Annotated in this window: 16 protein-coding genes; 9 read left to right on the forward strand and 7 right to left on the reverse strand. The window is 62.5% G+C overall.

Annotation, left to right across the window (positions count from 1 at the left end; genetic code table 11):
• Nucleotides 1-15: 15 nt before the first annotated feature.
• The 3 genes from ACFQ6Y_RS12285 to ACFQ6Y_RS12295 all read left to right on the forward strand — a co-directional run bounded on the left by ACFQ6Y_RS12285 (nucleotide 16) and on the right by ACFQ6Y_RS12295 (nucleotide 3127).
• Complete coding sequence (locus ACFQ6Y_RS12285; protein ID WP_283303001.1) at nucleotides 16-714, forward strand: CPBP family intramembrane glutamic endopeptidase; 699 nt, start codon at nucleotides 16-18, stop codon at nucleotides 712-714.
• Between the two features lie 69 nt (nucleotides 715-783).
• Complete coding sequence (locus tag ACFQ6Y_RS12290; RefSeq protein WP_378632515.1) at nucleotides 784-2184, forward strand: amidohydrolase family protein; 1401 nt, start codon at nucleotides 784-786, stop codon at nucleotides 2182-2184.
• 1 nt (nucleotide 2185) lies between these two features.
• Nucleotides 2186-3127, forward strand: a complete 942-nt coding sequence (locus ACFQ6Y_RS12295; RefSeq protein WP_378632519.1) for an antibiotic biosynthesis monooxygenase — start codon at nucleotides 2186-2188, stop codon at nucleotides 3125-3127.
• On the opposite strand, the gene ACFQ6Y_RS12300 is transcribed toward ACFQ6Y_RS12295, so the two are convergent.
• Nucleotides 3115-3354 carry a PLD nuclease N-terminal domain-containing protein gene (locus ACFQ6Y_RS12300; protein ID WP_378632523.1) on the reverse strand — a complete coding sequence of 80 codons (240 nt, stop codon included), beginning with the start codon at nucleotides 3352-3354 and terminating at the stop codon, nucleotides 3115-3117. The genes ACFQ6Y_RS12295 and ACFQ6Y_RS12300 overlap by 13 nt on opposite strands.
• Before the next feature lie 879 nt (nucleotides 3355-4233).
• On the opposite strand from ACFQ6Y_RS12300, the gene ACFQ6Y_RS12305 reads away from it, so the two are divergent.
• Nucleotides 4234-5016 (forward strand): DUF1906 domain-containing protein, encoded by a 783-nt coding sequence (locus ACFQ6Y_RS12305; protein ID WP_378449024.1) that lies wholly within the window; start codon nucleotides 4234-4236, stop codon nucleotides 5014-5016.
• Here ACFQ6Y_RS12305 and ACFQ6Y_RS12310 read toward each other — a convergent pair.
• Both ACFQ6Y_RS12310 and ACFQ6Y_RS12315 read right to left on the reverse strand, forming a co-directional pair.
• Nucleotides 5003-5503, reverse strand: a complete 501-nt coding sequence (locus ACFQ6Y_RS12310; protein ID WP_378539226.1) for a nuclear transport factor 2 family protein — start codon at nucleotides 5501-5503, stop codon at nucleotides 5003-5005. The genes ACFQ6Y_RS12305 and ACFQ6Y_RS12310 overlap by 14 nt on opposite strands.
• Nucleotides 5504-5738: 235 nt before the next feature.
• Entirely contained in the window at nucleotides 5739-7184 is a 1446-nt protein-coding gene (locus tag ACFQ6Y_RS12315; protein ID WP_378539225.1) for an MFS transporter, read from the reverse strand.
• An 86-nt stretch (nucleotides 7185-7270) separates the two neighbouring features.
• On the opposite strand from ACFQ6Y_RS12315, the gene ACFQ6Y_RS12320 reads away from it, so the two are divergent.
• Nucleotides 7271-7729 carry a MarR family winged helix-turn-helix transcriptional regulator gene (locus ACFQ6Y_RS12320; protein WP_378632528.1) on the forward strand — a complete coding sequence of 153 codons (459 nt, stop codon included), beginning with the start codon at nucleotides 7271-7273 and terminating at the stop codon, nucleotides 7727-7729.
• Here the strand turns inward: ACFQ6Y_RS12320 and ACFQ6Y_RS12325 are convergent.
• From ACFQ6Y_RS12325 to ACFQ6Y_RS12335, 3 genes are all read right to left on the reverse strand, one after another.
• The gene (locus ACFQ6Y_RS12325; protein ID WP_378539223.1) at nucleotides 7720-8121 is read right to left on the reverse strand and encodes a hypothetical protein; all 402 of its coding nucleotides are present in this window, start codon (nucleotides 8119-8121) and stop codon (nucleotides 7720-7722) included. The two genes, ACFQ6Y_RS12320 and ACFQ6Y_RS12325, sit on opposite strands and share 10 nt — an antisense overlap.
• Before the next feature lie 78 nt (nucleotides 8122-8199).
• On the reverse strand, nucleotides 8200-8943 hold the full coding sequence (locus tag ACFQ6Y_RS12330) for a hypothetical protein (RefSeq protein WP_003945233.1): 744 nt from the start codon (nucleotides 8941-8943) through the stop codon (nucleotides 8200-8202).
• A 271-nt stretch (nucleotides 8944-9214) separates the two neighbouring features.
• On the reverse strand, nucleotides 9215-9517 hold the full coding sequence (locus ACFQ6Y_RS12335) for a 4a-hydroxytetrahydrobiopterin dehydratase (RefSeq protein ID WP_283301546.1): 303 nt from the start codon (nucleotides 9515-9517) through the stop codon (nucleotides 9215-9217).
• Between the two features lie 16 nt (nucleotides 9518-9533).
• On the opposite strand from ACFQ6Y_RS12335, the gene ACFQ6Y_RS12340 reads away from it, so the two are divergent.
• Nucleotides 9534-9959, forward strand: a complete 426-nt coding sequence (locus ACFQ6Y_RS12340) for a (deoxy)nucleoside triphosphate pyrophosphohydrolase (protein ID WP_378632532.1) — start codon at nucleotides 9534-9536, stop codon at nucleotides 9957-9959.
• Here ACFQ6Y_RS12340 and ACFQ6Y_RS12345 read toward each other — a convergent pair.
• Nucleotides 9937-10113, reverse strand: coding sequence for a hypothetical protein (locus ACFQ6Y_RS12345; RefSeq protein ID WP_019744526.1), 177 nt, complete (start codon nucleotides 10111-10113; stop codon nucleotides 9937-9939). The genes ACFQ6Y_RS12340 and ACFQ6Y_RS12345 overlap by 23 nt on opposite strands.
• A gap of 324 nt (nucleotides 10114-10437) precedes the next feature.
• On the opposite strand from ACFQ6Y_RS12345, the gene typA reads away from it, so the two are divergent.
• The 3 genes from typA to mshB all read left to right on the forward strand — a co-directional run bounded on the left by typA (nucleotide 10438) and on the right by mshB (nucleotide 15156).
• Complete coding sequence (gene typA, locus ACFQ6Y_RS12350; RefSeq protein WP_378449029.1) at nucleotides 10438-12345, forward strand: translational GTPase TypA; 1908 nt, start codon at nucleotides 10438-10440, stop codon at nucleotides 12343-12345.
• A 151-nt stretch (nucleotides 12346-12496) separates the two neighbouring features.
• The gene (locus ACFQ6Y_RS12355; protein WP_378539220.1) at nucleotides 12497-14275 is read left to right on the forward strand and encodes an ABC transporter family substrate-binding protein; all 1779 of its coding nucleotides are present in this window, start codon (nucleotides 12497-12499) and stop codon (nucleotides 14273-14275) included.
• Nucleotides 14272-15156: an N-acetyl-1-D-myo-inositol-2-amino-2-deoxy-alpha-D-glucopyranoside deacetylase gene (mshB, locus tag ACFQ6Y_RS12360; protein WP_378632536.1), complete on the forward strand. Its 885-nt coding sequence runs from the start codon at nucleotides 14272-14274 to the stop codon at nucleotides 15154-15156. Before ACFQ6Y_RS12355 ends, mshB begins: the two co-directional genes overlap by 4 nt.
• Nucleotides 15157-15252 lie beyond the last annotated feature (96 nt).

The raw sequence follows: 15252 nt of genomic DNA on the forward strand, positions 1-15252 counted from the left end.
CCTCGTTTTCCGCGGATGCATGCATACGTGGATATCGCTGTTGTGATCGTGGTGCTGGTGGGAACCAATTTGATTGCACACTTCACCACCGCGTGGGCGAGCATCGCCACGGTACCTATTTCTGCTCTTGTTCTGTTGGCGCTCACCAAGCGCCGGGGAATGGGTTGGGCGGAGCTCGGGCTGTCGCCTCGTGACCTGCGGAAGGGGTCGAAGTACGCCCTGGCCGCCGTCGGCCTGGTCCTGACGGTTGTCGCCGTCGGCGCACTGCTTCCGCTTACGCGCCCGTTTTTCATGGCGGATCGCTACGCCACGATTTCCGGCGCCATCATCGCGTCGATGATCGTCATTCCGCTCCAGACCGTCATTCCCGAAGAGTTGGCTTTCCGCGGCGTCCTGCACGGCACATTGAACCGGGTCAGTGGATTCCGGGGCGTCGCAGCGGCCGGTTCATTGATGTTCGGACTGTGGCACATCGCGTCGTCGATGGGTTTGACCAGCGGCAACGAAGGACTTTCCGGCTTTCTCGGTACCGGAGTCGTCGGTCAGGTCGCCGGAATCCTCGGGGCTGTTCTGGCCACCGCTGCAGCTGGACTGGTGTTCACCTGGCTCCGTCATCGCAGCGGCAGCCTCATTGCGCCGATTGCTCTGCATTGGTCGTTGAACGGGGCAGGCGCGCTGGCTGCGGCTCTTGTTTGGCATGCAACTCTTGCTTGATCCCAATATCTGACAAAAAGGACAGCATTCGCCGCGCGGTTCCGGGTAGTTTTGTGATTTGCTCAGTAAGTGACGCACCTTCATCGAGGCCATGTCTTCCACATTTCCGGTCGTCCGACGGTTGAGGATGCGGCGCAGTCGCTCGTCTCGATCCCCGACGGCGTGTTGGCGATCGACGATGCGGGAACCATCGTCTACTGCGGAGAATTCGAATCCCTCCCGAGTGAACTAGAAGGCACTGAAACCCACGATCACCGGCCAGGATTCCTGCTGCCCGGATTCGTCGACGCACACATTCACTTCCCGCAGACTTACGCCGGCGACGCATACGGCGGCGGTCAACTCCTCGAGTGGCTCGACCTCTGTATCTTTCCCTCCGAATCGAGGTTTGCTGATCCCGAGTTCGCCCAACACGCTGCCGAGGCCTTCTGTGCTCGCCGAATCGCCACGGGAACCACGGCCGCGATGGTGTTCGGATCGGCGTTTCCGCACGCGCAGGACGCCCTGTTCTCGGAAACTCTGAAACGCGGCCTTCGGGTGGTCAGCGGGCGGGGGATTCAAACCACCGGCCCGGCCTCCGCAGCTGCACTGATCACTTCCGAAGAGGACGCGATCAGACTCACTCGCGAGGAGATCGACAAGTGGCACGCGGCCGATACCGGTGACGTGAACACTGCGCTTGTTCACGTCGCAGTGGTTCCCCGATTCTCCCTCGCAGTGACAACACAGACGCTGAAAGACTTAGGCGAGTTGTACGACTCGGTCCGCGACCGCGGCGTCTACTTCCACAGTCACCTCAACGAGAACAACCGGCCGGGAACCGGCGAGGTGGCGACCACGCTGGCCGAGTACGAGGTCGAGACCTATCTCGACACGTACGACGGCAAGTTCCTCCCCGGCTCGCAGGTCGGCGGAAAGAGCTTCCTGGGTCCGCGCGCGATTCTCGCGCACTCGGTGCACTGCCAGGACTCCGAACTCGCACGAATGGCCGAGACCGGAACCTCGGTCGCACATTGTCCGACGTCCCAACAGTTTCTCGGCTCCGGCACCATGCCGTGGAAACGAACCGTTGCGTCAGGGGTCAACATCGCGATCGGATCGGACTTCGGCGGCGGTGACGAGTGCCTGCTCACCCGAGTCCTCGGCGACGCCTTCAAGGTTCACATCTCCGAAGCCGGCGACGACGGAGTATCGATGCACCCCGCCGAACTGCTGTTCACCGGAACTCTCGCCGGTGCTCGCGCGCTGGACATGGAGAACCGGATCGGCAACTTCGACGAGGGCAAGGAGGCCGACTTCCTGGTGATCGATCCGTCCGGATGGCCGCCGCTCGCCGGGCTCGTCAACCATGGAACGCGTTCGGATGATCCGATTCTCGCCCGCGACCAGACGCTCTTCGGGCTCCTGATGGCGATGCGCGAACCCGCGATTGCGCACGTGTACGTGCAAGGGCGCCGGGTGTCGGGCTGACGTGTCCGCAACCGCCATCACCGGGTACCACCGAACGAGTTCGGGATTCCGGGCGTGGGTAGAGCGTGCGGCCGAGATCGCCGGTCGATTCGACGGCTACCTGAGCTGCGCTGTCAGTGATCAACCGGAACCGGTGTCGCACGGGTTGTCCGTCACTTTCGCCAGTGCCGACGATCTTCATCGCTGGCTGGAGTCGACTGATCGCCGCGATCTCGAAAGATCTGCTGTAGCAACGGGAATTCTCGCGCAGACGAGTGATCTGGTACTGGTCGACGGCGTTCTGCCGCCGCCCGGTATCGGTGTGTACGACCACGCCGTCGTCGTGGGTAAGGAGAACGAGTTTCTGCGAACGCAACGGCACCTCATCGACCTCAGTTCGCGATTCTCCGGCTACGAGTCGGTGATGTTGTTGCGGTCGGTCACCGACTCCACCCAGTGGAAGTCCGTCCTTCGGTTTCGGACCGAGCAGCAGTTGGCGGTGTGGATGGCGTCGCCTGAAAGGGCCGCGGCACTACCGAAACTGCGAGCCGAGCTAGCCGAGGACTTCACCGAGACCACGCGGTCGACACCGTTCGGCACGATTCTGCGCACGGAGAACGGGCAGACCCGTGCGACGCCGAATTGGAAGACGGCGATGATCATCCTGCTCGTTCTTTATCCGACGGTGATGACGCTGTCGAGGTTTCTCGGGCCGTTGCTCGACGGGATCGGAGCGCCGCCGTGGCTCTCGATGTGGCTGAGCCAGATAGTCAGCGTCGGCGCCATGACGTGGTTTCTGATGCCGACGGTCACCAGGTGGTTCCGCCATTGGCTGGACCCGGTCGACGGCGCCGTCCCTCGCACCAACTGGCGCGGCGTCGCGGCGGTTATTGCGGTGTACGCAGCGACTCTGACGCTGTTCGCGTCGGTGAAGTGGCTGCAGTTCTGGGACTATTTCGACTGAATCCGGCCTCGGCGGAAGTAGGCGAGCGGTCCGAAGAAGTTGACGAAGATAATTGCTGCCCACTTCTTCTTGCTACCGTGCACCGTTTCGGCAGGTCGTCGCGCGAGGTCGATCCACGCGGCAATCGCCAGCAGGGACTGAATCGCTGCGAGCAGGGCGACGACGCGGCGCTGCGAGGGTGACAGCTCACTCCAGGACTTCTTTTTCGTGAGGTTCATGAACTCCACTTTGCCCTCGAACGTTCAATTTGTGTCGAGATGGGGTTGAATCGGCACCCGAAGTTCCCCGAAACGGTGTGAATAGCGTCACCATGATGACCGCTAAGTATGGTCTGGTGGGCCGCCGGGACGGTCGTTTTCGGCGTAAAGATCTCGCTAACCCGAACTGTGGCTGAATGTTTGCGCGCGCACTAAGCTCGCGTGGCCCGATCCGCGAAAGTGATTTGGCCAATCTGCTGGTACGCGCACTATGGAGTGCAACATCCACTCTATTAAGTAAGGCTTGCCAATCTTGTAGTCGATGTACAGATTTAGTGCTGAAGGGTAGCTGCTATCGGGAACGATGTTCGGAATGTGTCAATAAATCGTCCGTAGGTGACAGTTTGATCACTGCAGGTGTGCGTTACCTGTGTGTATGTCTGTGACCTGAAGGGGCCGAAATGTAACGTCCCGGACACATTTGGTGTCGCGGAAGTAACGGAAGACCTCTACTCTTATCGCCAGCAGCCACTCACGTGGCAGCAAATCCTCTGGACCGTATCTTCGACAGGAGCACATCGCATGAGCAGCGCAGAATTCTCGGATGCCTTCACCTTCCTCAACGACTTCTTCAGCAACGCGTCTGATCTCTTCAGCGCTCTGAGCTTCTTCACCTCGCTCAGCTGATAGCTTCCGGCCGATAGGCCGACCCAGTGGCCCCCGAAGACGACGTCTTCGGGGGCCACTGTTGTCTGCCTGATTCTCTGCCTAGCGTCCAATTTGGTGACAATGTGAGCATTGTTGGCCAAGTGCATGGCGGGGTTGATGTGACTGTGGTGGAATGCGAGCGAAAGAAGATAGCTTGCCTGCCCGCCACTTCGAGCGGGACACGCCGATGATCGGAGCTTTGTGCACGTCTCGCGAAGAAACCTCTTCAAGTACGCAGCCGCTGGATCGGCGGCTGCCGGACTCGCTGCTTTGAGCGGTACGACGTCGGTGGCCAATGCCGGTTCGCTCGGGACCCTGCTCGATTACGCCGCCGGTGTGCCGTCCGCTCAGGCAATCAAGGCCGCCGGGTACGCAGGCGCCATCCGGTACGTCTCGGATCGACGGCCGGGCGCCGATTGGATGGTCGGTAAGCCCGTACTGGCGCGGGAAACCGACGCGTTGACGGCGGCCGGACTCCAAGTCGTTTCCTGCTATCAATTCGGCAAGGGCGGAACAGCGGACTGGCGCGGAGCCCGCGAGGCAGGCAAGCGTCATGCGTCCCGTGGCCTCGAACTACATGCTGCGGCCGGTGGACCGTCCGGTCGGCCGATCTACGCGTCGATCGACGACAATCCAACCAGTACCGAGATCACGACGCTGATTGCGCCATACCTCGAAGGGTGGGCCTCGGTTGTGGGCAACGGGGCACTCGGTGTCTACGGAAACACTCGCGTGATCGACGCGATGATCAGTGCAGGCGTCGGAACCTGGTTCTGGCAGCACAACTGGGGCTCACCCGCAGGGTATGTGCACCCGCGGGCAAACCTGCACCAGTTCGAAATCGACAAGCGCAAGGTCGACGGCGTCGGCGTGGATCTGAATTCGATCCTCACGCGCGATTACGGGCAGTGGTCGTTGGCAGGCTCGGTCGGTCCGGTTCAGCCCGTCGGGTCCTCGTTGCCGACGGGATCTATCGCACCATAGCGCCGAATTTGGCGAGCCAGGCCTTGGCGTCTTCGGGGAGGTTGCCCGCTGCTTCGGCGGCGAGGCACCATGCTTTTGCCATCGACAGAAAGTTCATCGGGTTGTATGCGTCTTCTTCGCGAGACCACAAACCGTCGCCTGCGTAGTGCAGGATCGTGATGTTGGCGGCGCCGTGCTCTGATCCGTCACCCGGATCCTCCATCGGGTTGTCGATCTCGCACACGATCCATCCACGCTGCTCGTCGACGACGAACCAGTTGGCCGGGAACTCGGTCATCCGGCGCCCTGGGAACTCGGTCATCGTGCGAGTCACCCACTTGCGTACGGCCTCTCGGCCGTCGAGGGTGCCGAAGGCGTGTTCCACGTAGACGACGTCCTCGGTGAACATGTCCGCGAAGGCGTTCCAGTCGCCGGAACGAGTGCACTCGACAACGGTGTTCTGGTAACCCGCGAAGGCATCTTCGAGTTCCGTGCGTGTCCAGGTCATGAAAGGCTCCTCGGGTAGTCGTCGCCTCAAATTAGAACACGTTGCAGAATTGATTGTCGGCGATTCGACGCAGAAGAGTTCTGCGGTACCGTCGTTGGCGGGTCGGGGACCCGTTATGTGAGAGGGCACCACGTGGATATCATCATCAATTTCATCTACACGCTTCTGTCGAAGTTGCAGACGGGCAGCATCGAAGGCTCTTCGGAGAAGTGAGTCCTCCGCCGGGTTGATTCCCTTACGAGACTTTCTGTTTGGGAATCAATCCGGCGAACACCATTGTCACGACGGCGGCGGCGATGGAAATCAGGAACGTGGCGCGAAACGCCTCGAACGAGGGGATCACTGCGGTGCCGACCGTGATGGTCATCCCGGCCAGAACGACGCTCACGATCGCGGCAGACGTCGACGTGCCGATCGATCGCATCAGTGAGTTCAGTCCGTTCGCGGCCGCGGATTCCGTGATGGGTACCGCGCCCATGATCAAGGCCGGCATGGCCGAGTAGGAGAGCCCGACGCCCGCGCCGATGAACATTCCGGCCACGGCGACCTGCCAGACGCTCGACACCGTGAAATATGCGAAGGCATAACCTAATCCGATGACGAGGGCGCCAAGCATCAACGTGATTCGTGGGCCACGCCAAGCCGAAATTCGAGCGGAGACGGGTGAGAGCGCCATCATGACGAGTCCACCGGGGGCCAGTGCGAGTCCCGCTGCGACCATGGACAGTCCGAGTCCGTAACCGGTCGACGTCGGCGCCATGAGGAGTTGGGGGAGCGTCAAGGAATTGCCGTACATGGCAAAACCGACAGCGATCGACGCGAAGTTGGTGAAGAGGACCTGCGGTCGGGCCGATACGCGAAGGTCTACCAGTGGTGCGCTGCGTCGAAGTTCCCACCATCCCCACACCAGGAAGCTGAGCGCGGAAACCGCAAGGAGTCCCAGTGTTTTCGCGTCGCCCCACCCCCAAGTCCCGCCTTTGGTGATGGGCAGCAGCAGGGTGATCAGGCCGACTGTGAGGCCGAGCGCTCCAACGAAGTCGAAACGGCCCGGGCGTCGTACGGTCGATTCGGGAATGACGAACGCAACCAGTGCGATGCAGATCAATCCGAATGCTGCCGAGGTGACGAAGAGAAAGTGCCAGTTGGCATTCTGAGCAATCACTGCGGCGATCGGCAGTCCGATCGCACCGCCGACACCGAGGGTGGCGCTCATGACCGCCATGGCTCCGGCCACTTTCTTCGGTGGAAGAACGTCACGAATGATGGCTATGCCCAATGGAATTGCCCCGACCGATGCTCCTTGAAGTGCACGGCCGACAACGAGCACGATCAGTGAAGGCGCGATCGCGCAGATGGCCGAGCCCAGAACGACCATCCCGAGACTGACCAGCAGCATTCGTTTCTTGCCGAACATGTCGCCGAGGCGTCCGCTGATCGGCGTGATCACGGCGGCGGCGAGGAGCGTTGCCGTGATCGCCCACGACGTGTCGGCGGGAGAAGAGTTCAGCAGGTGCGGCAATTGCGGAATGATCGGGACGACCAGCGTCTGCATCAAGGCGACGACGATTCCGCACAGTCCGAGAACGGTGAGCACGGGACCCGACGGTGCGTAGTTCGTGTCCGTGGTTTTCGTCTCAGGGGTATTCCCGTCGACATTCGACGACCCTGTGTGAACGGACATTCGGCTCCCGCCCTGGCATGTTCTGTTTCGGTGCGTTCGCCCCAGTGTGCACGCTACACATCGTGTGTAGTCTGCACAATATGAGGATGGACCGGGACCCCGAACTGGTGAATATCGAGTACGAGTTGACTCTGCTCTCGCGCTACCACGCGCTTGCTCAACGGGCCGAACTTCATCTGGACCGGTCGGCGTATCTACTGCTCGGTCGACTGGAATTGCAACATCCCATGAGCCTCAAGGAGCTCTCCTGCGCTTTCTCGCTCGACATCTCGACCATAAACCGGCAGATCGGCGCGCTCAGGCGTCAGGGCTTGGTGGAGCGGGTGGAGGATCCGGACGGTGGCCTGGCGCGAAAGGTCCGGCCGACAGCGCAGGGGCTGTTGAAACTTCGTGCTGATCGCGAACATTCGACAGCGGGCGTCGAAAAGGTCCTGCGCGAGTGGACGCCCGAGCAACGTCTTGCGCTCGGTGATCTACTCAGGCAATTCAATACCTCGGTCGAAGCCCTGGAAGGCCGCGACTGGCCGCGACCGAATCAGGTCTGAGAGTGCGAAACGGACCGCAGCGAGCGATCCGGATCGCTCGAATCCGATTCCGGCGCAATGACAACAAGTTTCGGATGTTGCTCGGGCGCTGCGTGATTTCCACGCCAGGAGAGCAACGACCAGCGTGACAGCCCGGACAGCGCGGACCCGAGACTGACGAACGAGCCCGAACTCAGGACCGATGCCGTAGATCCGATGCTTCCGATGGAAAGGAAAGAGCCGACACTACCGATCGACAGTATCGAGTACGCCGATCCGATCGACAGGATGGACCCCTCGGATCGGATGGACAGTATCGATCGAGTCGACTTGTGCGACCGTATCGACTGGTCGGCTGGGCTTGATTTCCGGTCTGAACGGCCATGCGTGATGTCCACTCGTAGATGTCCCATCTATCGGGTCTATCACGGTGCTCGGAGATGCAAAAGGGACCCACCGAAATTCGGTGGGTCCCTTTCACGAGACTTCGATCAAGCTACCGCGAACATGCCCACGGTCGGGAGGAAGCTGCAGGTGATGCGGTCTGCGCCTTCCGGCTGGGTGGTCAGCGAACCGCTGATCACCGAGAGGACGCGTCCGGGGCCTGTATCGGCGATAGCCGACAGAGTGGCGGGGCCGTCCGGGTTGATGCGCGCGGCGTTGGTCAGGTTCTGGGTTGCGCTGCGCTGGTTGTCGATGTTGACCCAGGTCACGGTCATCGGCACCGGCTGGTCGTCGACGGCGGGAGCCGTACCGAGAGCGGTGAAGACGAATCCGGCCTGACCGGCAGCGGGGCCGGGAGGAGGCAGGTGAGCCGGGCCGGGAACAGCAAGTGCGGTTCCGACCGAATCGGCGGTTGCCGAGATGCAGCCCTTGCCCAGTGTCGGGTACAGGAACTGCGCGATGACGGGGGCGTTCTCGTCCGGGATTGCCGGTCCGCCACCGCCGCTGCCGTCGAGGAAGGTGATGACCTTCTCGAGGGTGGCTTTGATCTCGGGCGGAATGCCGGGGGAGTTCAGGATCGCGCGAGCCTGGTCGAGCAACGCTTGCTGCGGGCCGCCGGCGACGTCAGCCGGGCCTGCAGCGGCACCGATGATGGCGGGCGCAAACGAGGCGAGGAACTCGATCGGCACACTTTCGGGTGCGGGCGGTGCTGCCGGATCGGCCATTGCCTGTGCCGGCAATGCCAGTCCTGCTACTGCGGCAATAGCGACGGCGGTGAACGCCTTTCGCATACCTCGGGTTCGAAGCACTGTTTCCCCATCCTTAGTCATACCGCGCGGGCGCCTAGGCGAGCTCCGCGTTTGACGGCTCGAGGGGTCACTCTATGTACAGAGCCCCCGGGTTGTACAGCTGTTCAGTTGCTGAGCAGCTACGCACCGGGGGGAGTCTATGGCATGACCGGCCTCGATCGTGATTTACGGCGACCATACCTGTGACTGAAGTGATCTATGTGAAAGTTGATGCAACTGTTACGTCAGATTGCGAGGATTGTTCACTCGAAGATCAGTCGAAACGGACCGAATCGTCGACAAGTACGTCAATTCGACGGGCCAGGTCGAAGTCCAGATCGGTGAGTCCGCCGGCCGAGTGTGTCGAGAGTGTGTACGTGACCTTGCGCCATCGAACATCGATGTCGGGATGGTGATCTGCGGCCTCGGCGACGGCCGCGATGCGTTGGAGAAGGGCGATCGCGTCCGGGAAGGTCGCGGAGTCGACGGTGCGAGTGATCGAGCCCGGGGACAGCTGCCAAGCGGGCAGTTCGTCGAGTGCGCTTTGGATTGCGGAGTCGGACAACAAAGTGGCCATACTCCATCATGGTGCGATGAGTGATGTGCCTGCAAGGGATCGCGAAGTTGTTGCCGGCGCGATCTTCCGTGGGGGAAGGCTGCTCCTCGCGCAGCGGACGAGTCCGCCGGCGTTGGCCGGCCGCTGGGAACTGCCGGGCGGGAAGGTCGAGGAGTTCGAACCACCACAGAACGCGTTGGTGCGAGAGCTACTCGAGGAACTCGCGGTCGAAGTTCGGTGCGGCGCCAGAATCGGCGTCGACGTGCCATTGTCGCCGGGGTTGGTCCTGCGGGCGTACCGGGCGGAGTTGGTGTCCGGCGAACCGGTCGCGCTCGACCATGCTCAGTTGGCATGGGTCGACGCCGAAGAACTGTTGTCGATGGATCTGGTCGACAACGATCGGGCCTGGATCCCCGAACTGCTCGAGGAGTTGAGGGCGCTTACGCCGCGCGGGCCTTCTTGAGACCGGCTTTCAGTTCCTTCTTGGATGCGCCCTCGTTCTCGAGCTTCTTCATCCGCATGATGACGACGGGGCACTTGATGCACCGCGTCTTCTTGCGGCAGCACTTCTTTTTCGGCTTGAGCTTCGAGACCTTGCTTGCCTTGATTTTTCCCATGTGACGCTGCGGCTTTCCTGTTTCACTACGGCGGAGAGCCCGCTCTTGGAACGAGGTTAGCGTACCCTTAAACACCCTGTTTCTCCAGGTCGTAATCCTACCCGCTTCAGCGTGGTGCAAATCACTATTGGCTGGTGGGGGCGGTGATAGAGGCCGCACAATGCAGGAGTATCCGCTCGGAGCGAGTAGTATTTACTAGGCCGCGGTGCCTATTCAGGCGATTCGTGCCCTGATTCGGATCACACACTCGTGCAGCGGCCACCAGAAGAGCCGTGCGACTTGACTTTCGCGTGGCCGAATCAACTCAGCCAGGAGAGCCATCGCGTGACCACCACCAGCTTCCGTAACGTTGCCATCGTCGCACACGTCGACCACGGCAAGACCACCCTCGTCGACGCCATGCTTCGTCAGTCCGGCGCGTTCGAGGAGCGCGCCGAGCTGGTCGATCGCGTCATGGACTCCGGCGACCTCGAACGCGAGAAGGGCATCACGATCCTCGCGAAGAACACCTCGGTGCACAAGCGCAACGAGGATGGTTCGGTCACCGTCATCAACGTCATCGACACCCCGGGCCACGCTGACTTCGGTGGCGAGGTCGAGCGCGGTCTGTCCATGGTCGACGGCGTCGTCCTGCTCGTCGATGCGTCCGAGGGCCCGCTTCCGCAGACGCGTTTCGTGCTGCGCAAGGCGCTTGCCGCTTCGCTGCCCGTCATCCTGGTCGTCAACAAGACGGACCGCCCCGACGCGCGCATCGAAGAGGTTGTCTCCGAGGCTCAGGACTTGCTCCTGGACCTCGCGTCCGATCTCTCCGACGAGGCTGCAGAGGCCGCCGAGCTTGCGCTCGGGCTGCCGGTTCTCTACGCCTCCGGTCGCGAGGGCAAGGCTTCGACGGTGCAGCCCGAGAACGGTCAGGCTCCCGACGCCGAAGACCTCGCCGCTCTGTTCCAGGTTCTGATGGAGTACGTCCCGGCCCCCAAGGGCACGGTCGACGCACCGCTCCAGGCTCACGTCACCAACCTCGACGCGTCGGCATTCCTCGGTCGCCTCGCGCTGGTTCGCATCCACAACGGCGAGCTGCGCAAGGGTCAGACCGTGTCCTGGTGCCGAGAGGTCGACGGCGAGCCCGTCATCACCAAGACCAAGATCACCGAACTGCTCACCACCATCGGTGTCGAGCGTGTTCCCGCCGAGGTTGCGCTCGCCGGCGATATCTGCGCTGTTGCAGGTTTCCCGGACATCATGATCGGCGACACGCTCGCCGACCTCGACAACCCGGTTGCGCTGCCTCGCATCACCGTCGATCAGCCGGCCATCTCGGTCACGATCGGTACCAACACCTCACCGCTGGTCGGCCGCGTCAAGGGTCACAAGCTCACCTCGCGCATGGTCAAGGCTCGCCTGGACCAGGAGCTGGTCGGTAACGTCTCGCTCAAGGTCCTCGACATCGGACGTCCCGATGCGTGGGAGGTCCAGGGTCGTGGAGAGCTCGCGCTCGCCATCCTCGTCGAGCAGATGCGTCGCGAAGGCTTCGAGCTGACCGTCGGAAAGCCGCAGGTGGTCACCCAGACTGTCGACGGTAAGATCCACGAGCCTTTCGAAGAGCTGACCATCGACAGCCCCGAGGAGTACCTCGGTGCCATCACTCAGCTTCTGGCCAACCGCAAGGGCAAGATGGTTCAGATGTCGAACCACGGCGCAGGCTGGGTTCGTATGGAGTTCATCGTTCCTTCACGTGGTCTTATCGGCTTCCGTACGGAATTCCTCACGGATACCCGCGGTACCGGCATCGCCAATGCCGTCTTCGACGGCTACGGCCCCTGGGCCGGCGAGATTCGTGCACGCCACACCGGTTCACTCGTGTCGGACCGTTCCGGCACAGTGACGCCGTTCGCCATGATCCAGCTTGCTGACCGCGGAACCTTCTTCGTCGAGCCCGGCGCAGACACCTACGAGGGTCACGTCGTCGGTATCAACCCCCGTCAGGAAGACCTCGACATCAACGTCACCCGCGAGAAGAAGCTGACCAACATGCGTCAGTCTTCCGCAGACGTGATGGAGACCCTCGCGAAGCCCATCAAGCTCGAGCTCGAAGCGGCCATGGAATTCTGCTCCGGCGACGAGTGCGTCGAGGTCACCCCCGAGGACGTCCGCGTCCGCAAGGTGCATCTCAATGCAACCGAGCGCGCTCGCGAGCGTTCGCGCAGCAAGTCTCGCGACAAGGCTGCTCTGTAGTCTTTCGTCGGTTACAACCTGACAGGCGGATGTGCCTTTCGGCCGAGTTTTCGGCGGAAAGGTACATTCGCCTTCATGGTTTCCGGGCGAAAGTGCTGCCCGGAAATCGAGTGCGAAGGGGCGACGCGGCCCCGTACGGAAGGAATTGTCTGTGGCCTCAGGACGTCGCTACCTGGCGTTGGCAGTGGCAGTGACGGCGTTGTCGCTGACTGCATGTACAGCCGATCCGCCGCCTCCGGTCGAGAGCACCGAAACCGTCAAGCCCACACCGACTCCGGTCGTCCCGGCGACGAAGCAGGTCACTGTGGCAATCGACGAGGTAGGAGGCGGATTCAACCCGCACCTGCTCGCGGATCAGTCGCCGGTCAACTCCGCAGTCGGTAATCTCGTGCTGCCCAGTGCGTTTCGCCCGATCAAATCGCCGACGCAACCTGGTGCGACGGAGTGGGCGATCGACGATTCTTTTCTCGTTTCGGCTGAAGTGACGTCAGAGGCTCCGTTCACGATTCGCTACCAACTGCGCAACGAAGCCCAGTGGTCGGACGGTGCTCCCATTGCGGCAGAGGACTTTCGCTACCTGTGGCAGCAGATGATCTCGGTTCCCGGTGTGGTCAACCCCGCGGGCTATCAGATGATCGACGACGTGAACTCGTCCGGCGGTGGCAAGGCGGTCAACGTGGTGATGCGTGCACCGTACCCGGCGTGGCGAGAGTTGTTCACCGATATTCTTCCGTCCCACCTGATCAAGGACACTCCCGGCGGTTTCAGCACCGGATTGAGCGAGGGGATTCCGGTGTCGGGAGCCCACTTTCACGTGCGCTCTGTCGACCGTGGCCGGGACGAAATCGTGCTCGAACGCAACGACCGATTCTGGGGCAAGCCGTCCGACCCGGATCAGATAGTTCTGCGACGCGGCGGAACGGCGTCGCAGTTGGCGGATGCCCTGCGCACCGACGACGCTCAAGTGGCGCAAGTTCATTCGGGTAGTGCGACGGATATTCAGCTGTCTGCGATCCCGGGTGTCAGTACCGCATTCTCGTACGTTCCGCGCACTCTCGACATCAACGTGAACGGGCGCAGCAAGAACTTCGCGGACGTTCGGGTCCGTAAAGGTGTTCTGGGACTGCTCGATCCGGACCTGCTCGCCGTAGTGGCGGCCGGGAGTGAATCGGCGTCGGCCCCGGTGAAAGCTCAGATCCTCGCTCCGTCGGATCCGGGATACGCACCCACCGCGCCGCCGAAGCCGACCCGAGAGCAGGCGCTGGGCGAGCTGACTGCAGCCGGCTACCTGACGACGCCGGCCACCGGAATCGTCACGGGCACTGGGACAGTCGGATCGATCGTCCGGGACGGTGCTCAGTTGACCCTGCTGATCGGTGCCCCCGAGAACGACGACATCGCGATCGCCGTGGCAAACACCGCGGCCGACGAACTGCGCGACGTGGGGATCCTCGCGACTGTCGAATCGGTGCCGCCGGAGGAACTCTACGGCGAGGACCTGACGACAGGACGCGTCGACATGATTGTCGGTTGGAGTCGGGCAGGCGCCGACACGGCCACTTCACTCGCATCGCGGTTCAGTTGCCCGAGCGCACCTTCCACTCCGGCAACAAGTTCGGCGGTACCCGCACCGACGCCGTCTCCGGAGCCTGTCCGCACGACAAGCGTCGAGGCTCCGAGCAACCTGTCCGGGCTCTGCGATCCTGCGCTGCAAGGTCGGATCGACGAAGCGCTCAGCGGCGTCGGGGATCTCGGATCGTTGATCGCCGACGCGGAGCCCAAGCTGTGGGACCTCGCGGCGGTCTTGCCGATCGTGCAGAGCCGAGCGCTGGTCGCGGTCGGGACCGGAGTCGAGGGCGTCGTGCTCGACGGCCCGGTGCAGGTGGGGATATTCGGAAACGCGACGGACTGGGTGAGGGTGGCAAAGTGACGACCTCGGCGAAACGACTGCTGTTGGTACACGCACATCCGGACGACGAAACGATCACCACCGGAGGCACCATCGCGCGTTACGCGGCCGAAGGCGTCGAGGTCACGGTCCTTACCTGCACGTTGGGGGAGGAAGGCGAAGTCATCGGTGACGCGTGGGCGGGGCTCGTGGCTGCCGAGTCGGATCAACTAGGCGGCTATCGGATTTCCGAACTGAGCGCAGCGCTGTCGGCACTGGGCAGTGCCGCTCCTCGATTCCTCGCCGGCGCCGGTCGGTATCGCGATTCCGGAATGATCGGCACACCGTCGGCCGCGAATCCCCGTGCTTTTGTCAATGCTCGACTCGACGAGGCAGTCGGCGCGGCGGTCGCCGTCATTCGTGAGATCAGGCCGCACGTCGTGATCACGTACGACCCCAACGGCGGCTACGGGCACCCGGACCACATCCAGGCACACGCGATCACCACAGCGGCCGTCGAAGCTGCAGGAACGACGGCGTATCCCGACGCCGGCGATCCGTGGACGACCCCGAAGTTCTACTGGACCGTGACCGAGCGCAGCGGACTCGAGCGTGGCATCGCGGCCATTTCCGAGTTCCCGGCGAACTGGCGCTTGCCCGAGCCCGCGGAATTGCCGAGCGTCGATGACGGAGACGTGACGACGGCAATCGACGTTCGCGGCGTCGTCGATGCGAAGGCGCGGGCATTGAGCGCCCATGCCACTCAGGTGACGGTATCCCCGAGCGGAGCCGAATTCGCATTGTCGAACAACGTGGTCCAGCCGATCCTGACGGTCGAGCATTTCGTGTTGGTGGCGGGCACGCTCGGTCCCGTCGGTGAGGACGGTCGCGAGAGCGATCTGTTCGGCGGACTGCACAGCTGACCTGGGCGTCGGCTCACAGGCATTGCGATCGACGCCGTAGTGGTGTGTGATGCGTGTCACCGGATGGGTGGTCCTTTCGGTAACAGCAAAGCCTGG

It is taken from the genome of Rhodococcus sp. NPDC056516 (assembly GCF_042794655.1).
Lineage (GTDB): Bacteria > Actinomycetota > Actinomycetes > Mycobacteriales > Mycobacteriaceae > Rhodococcus_F.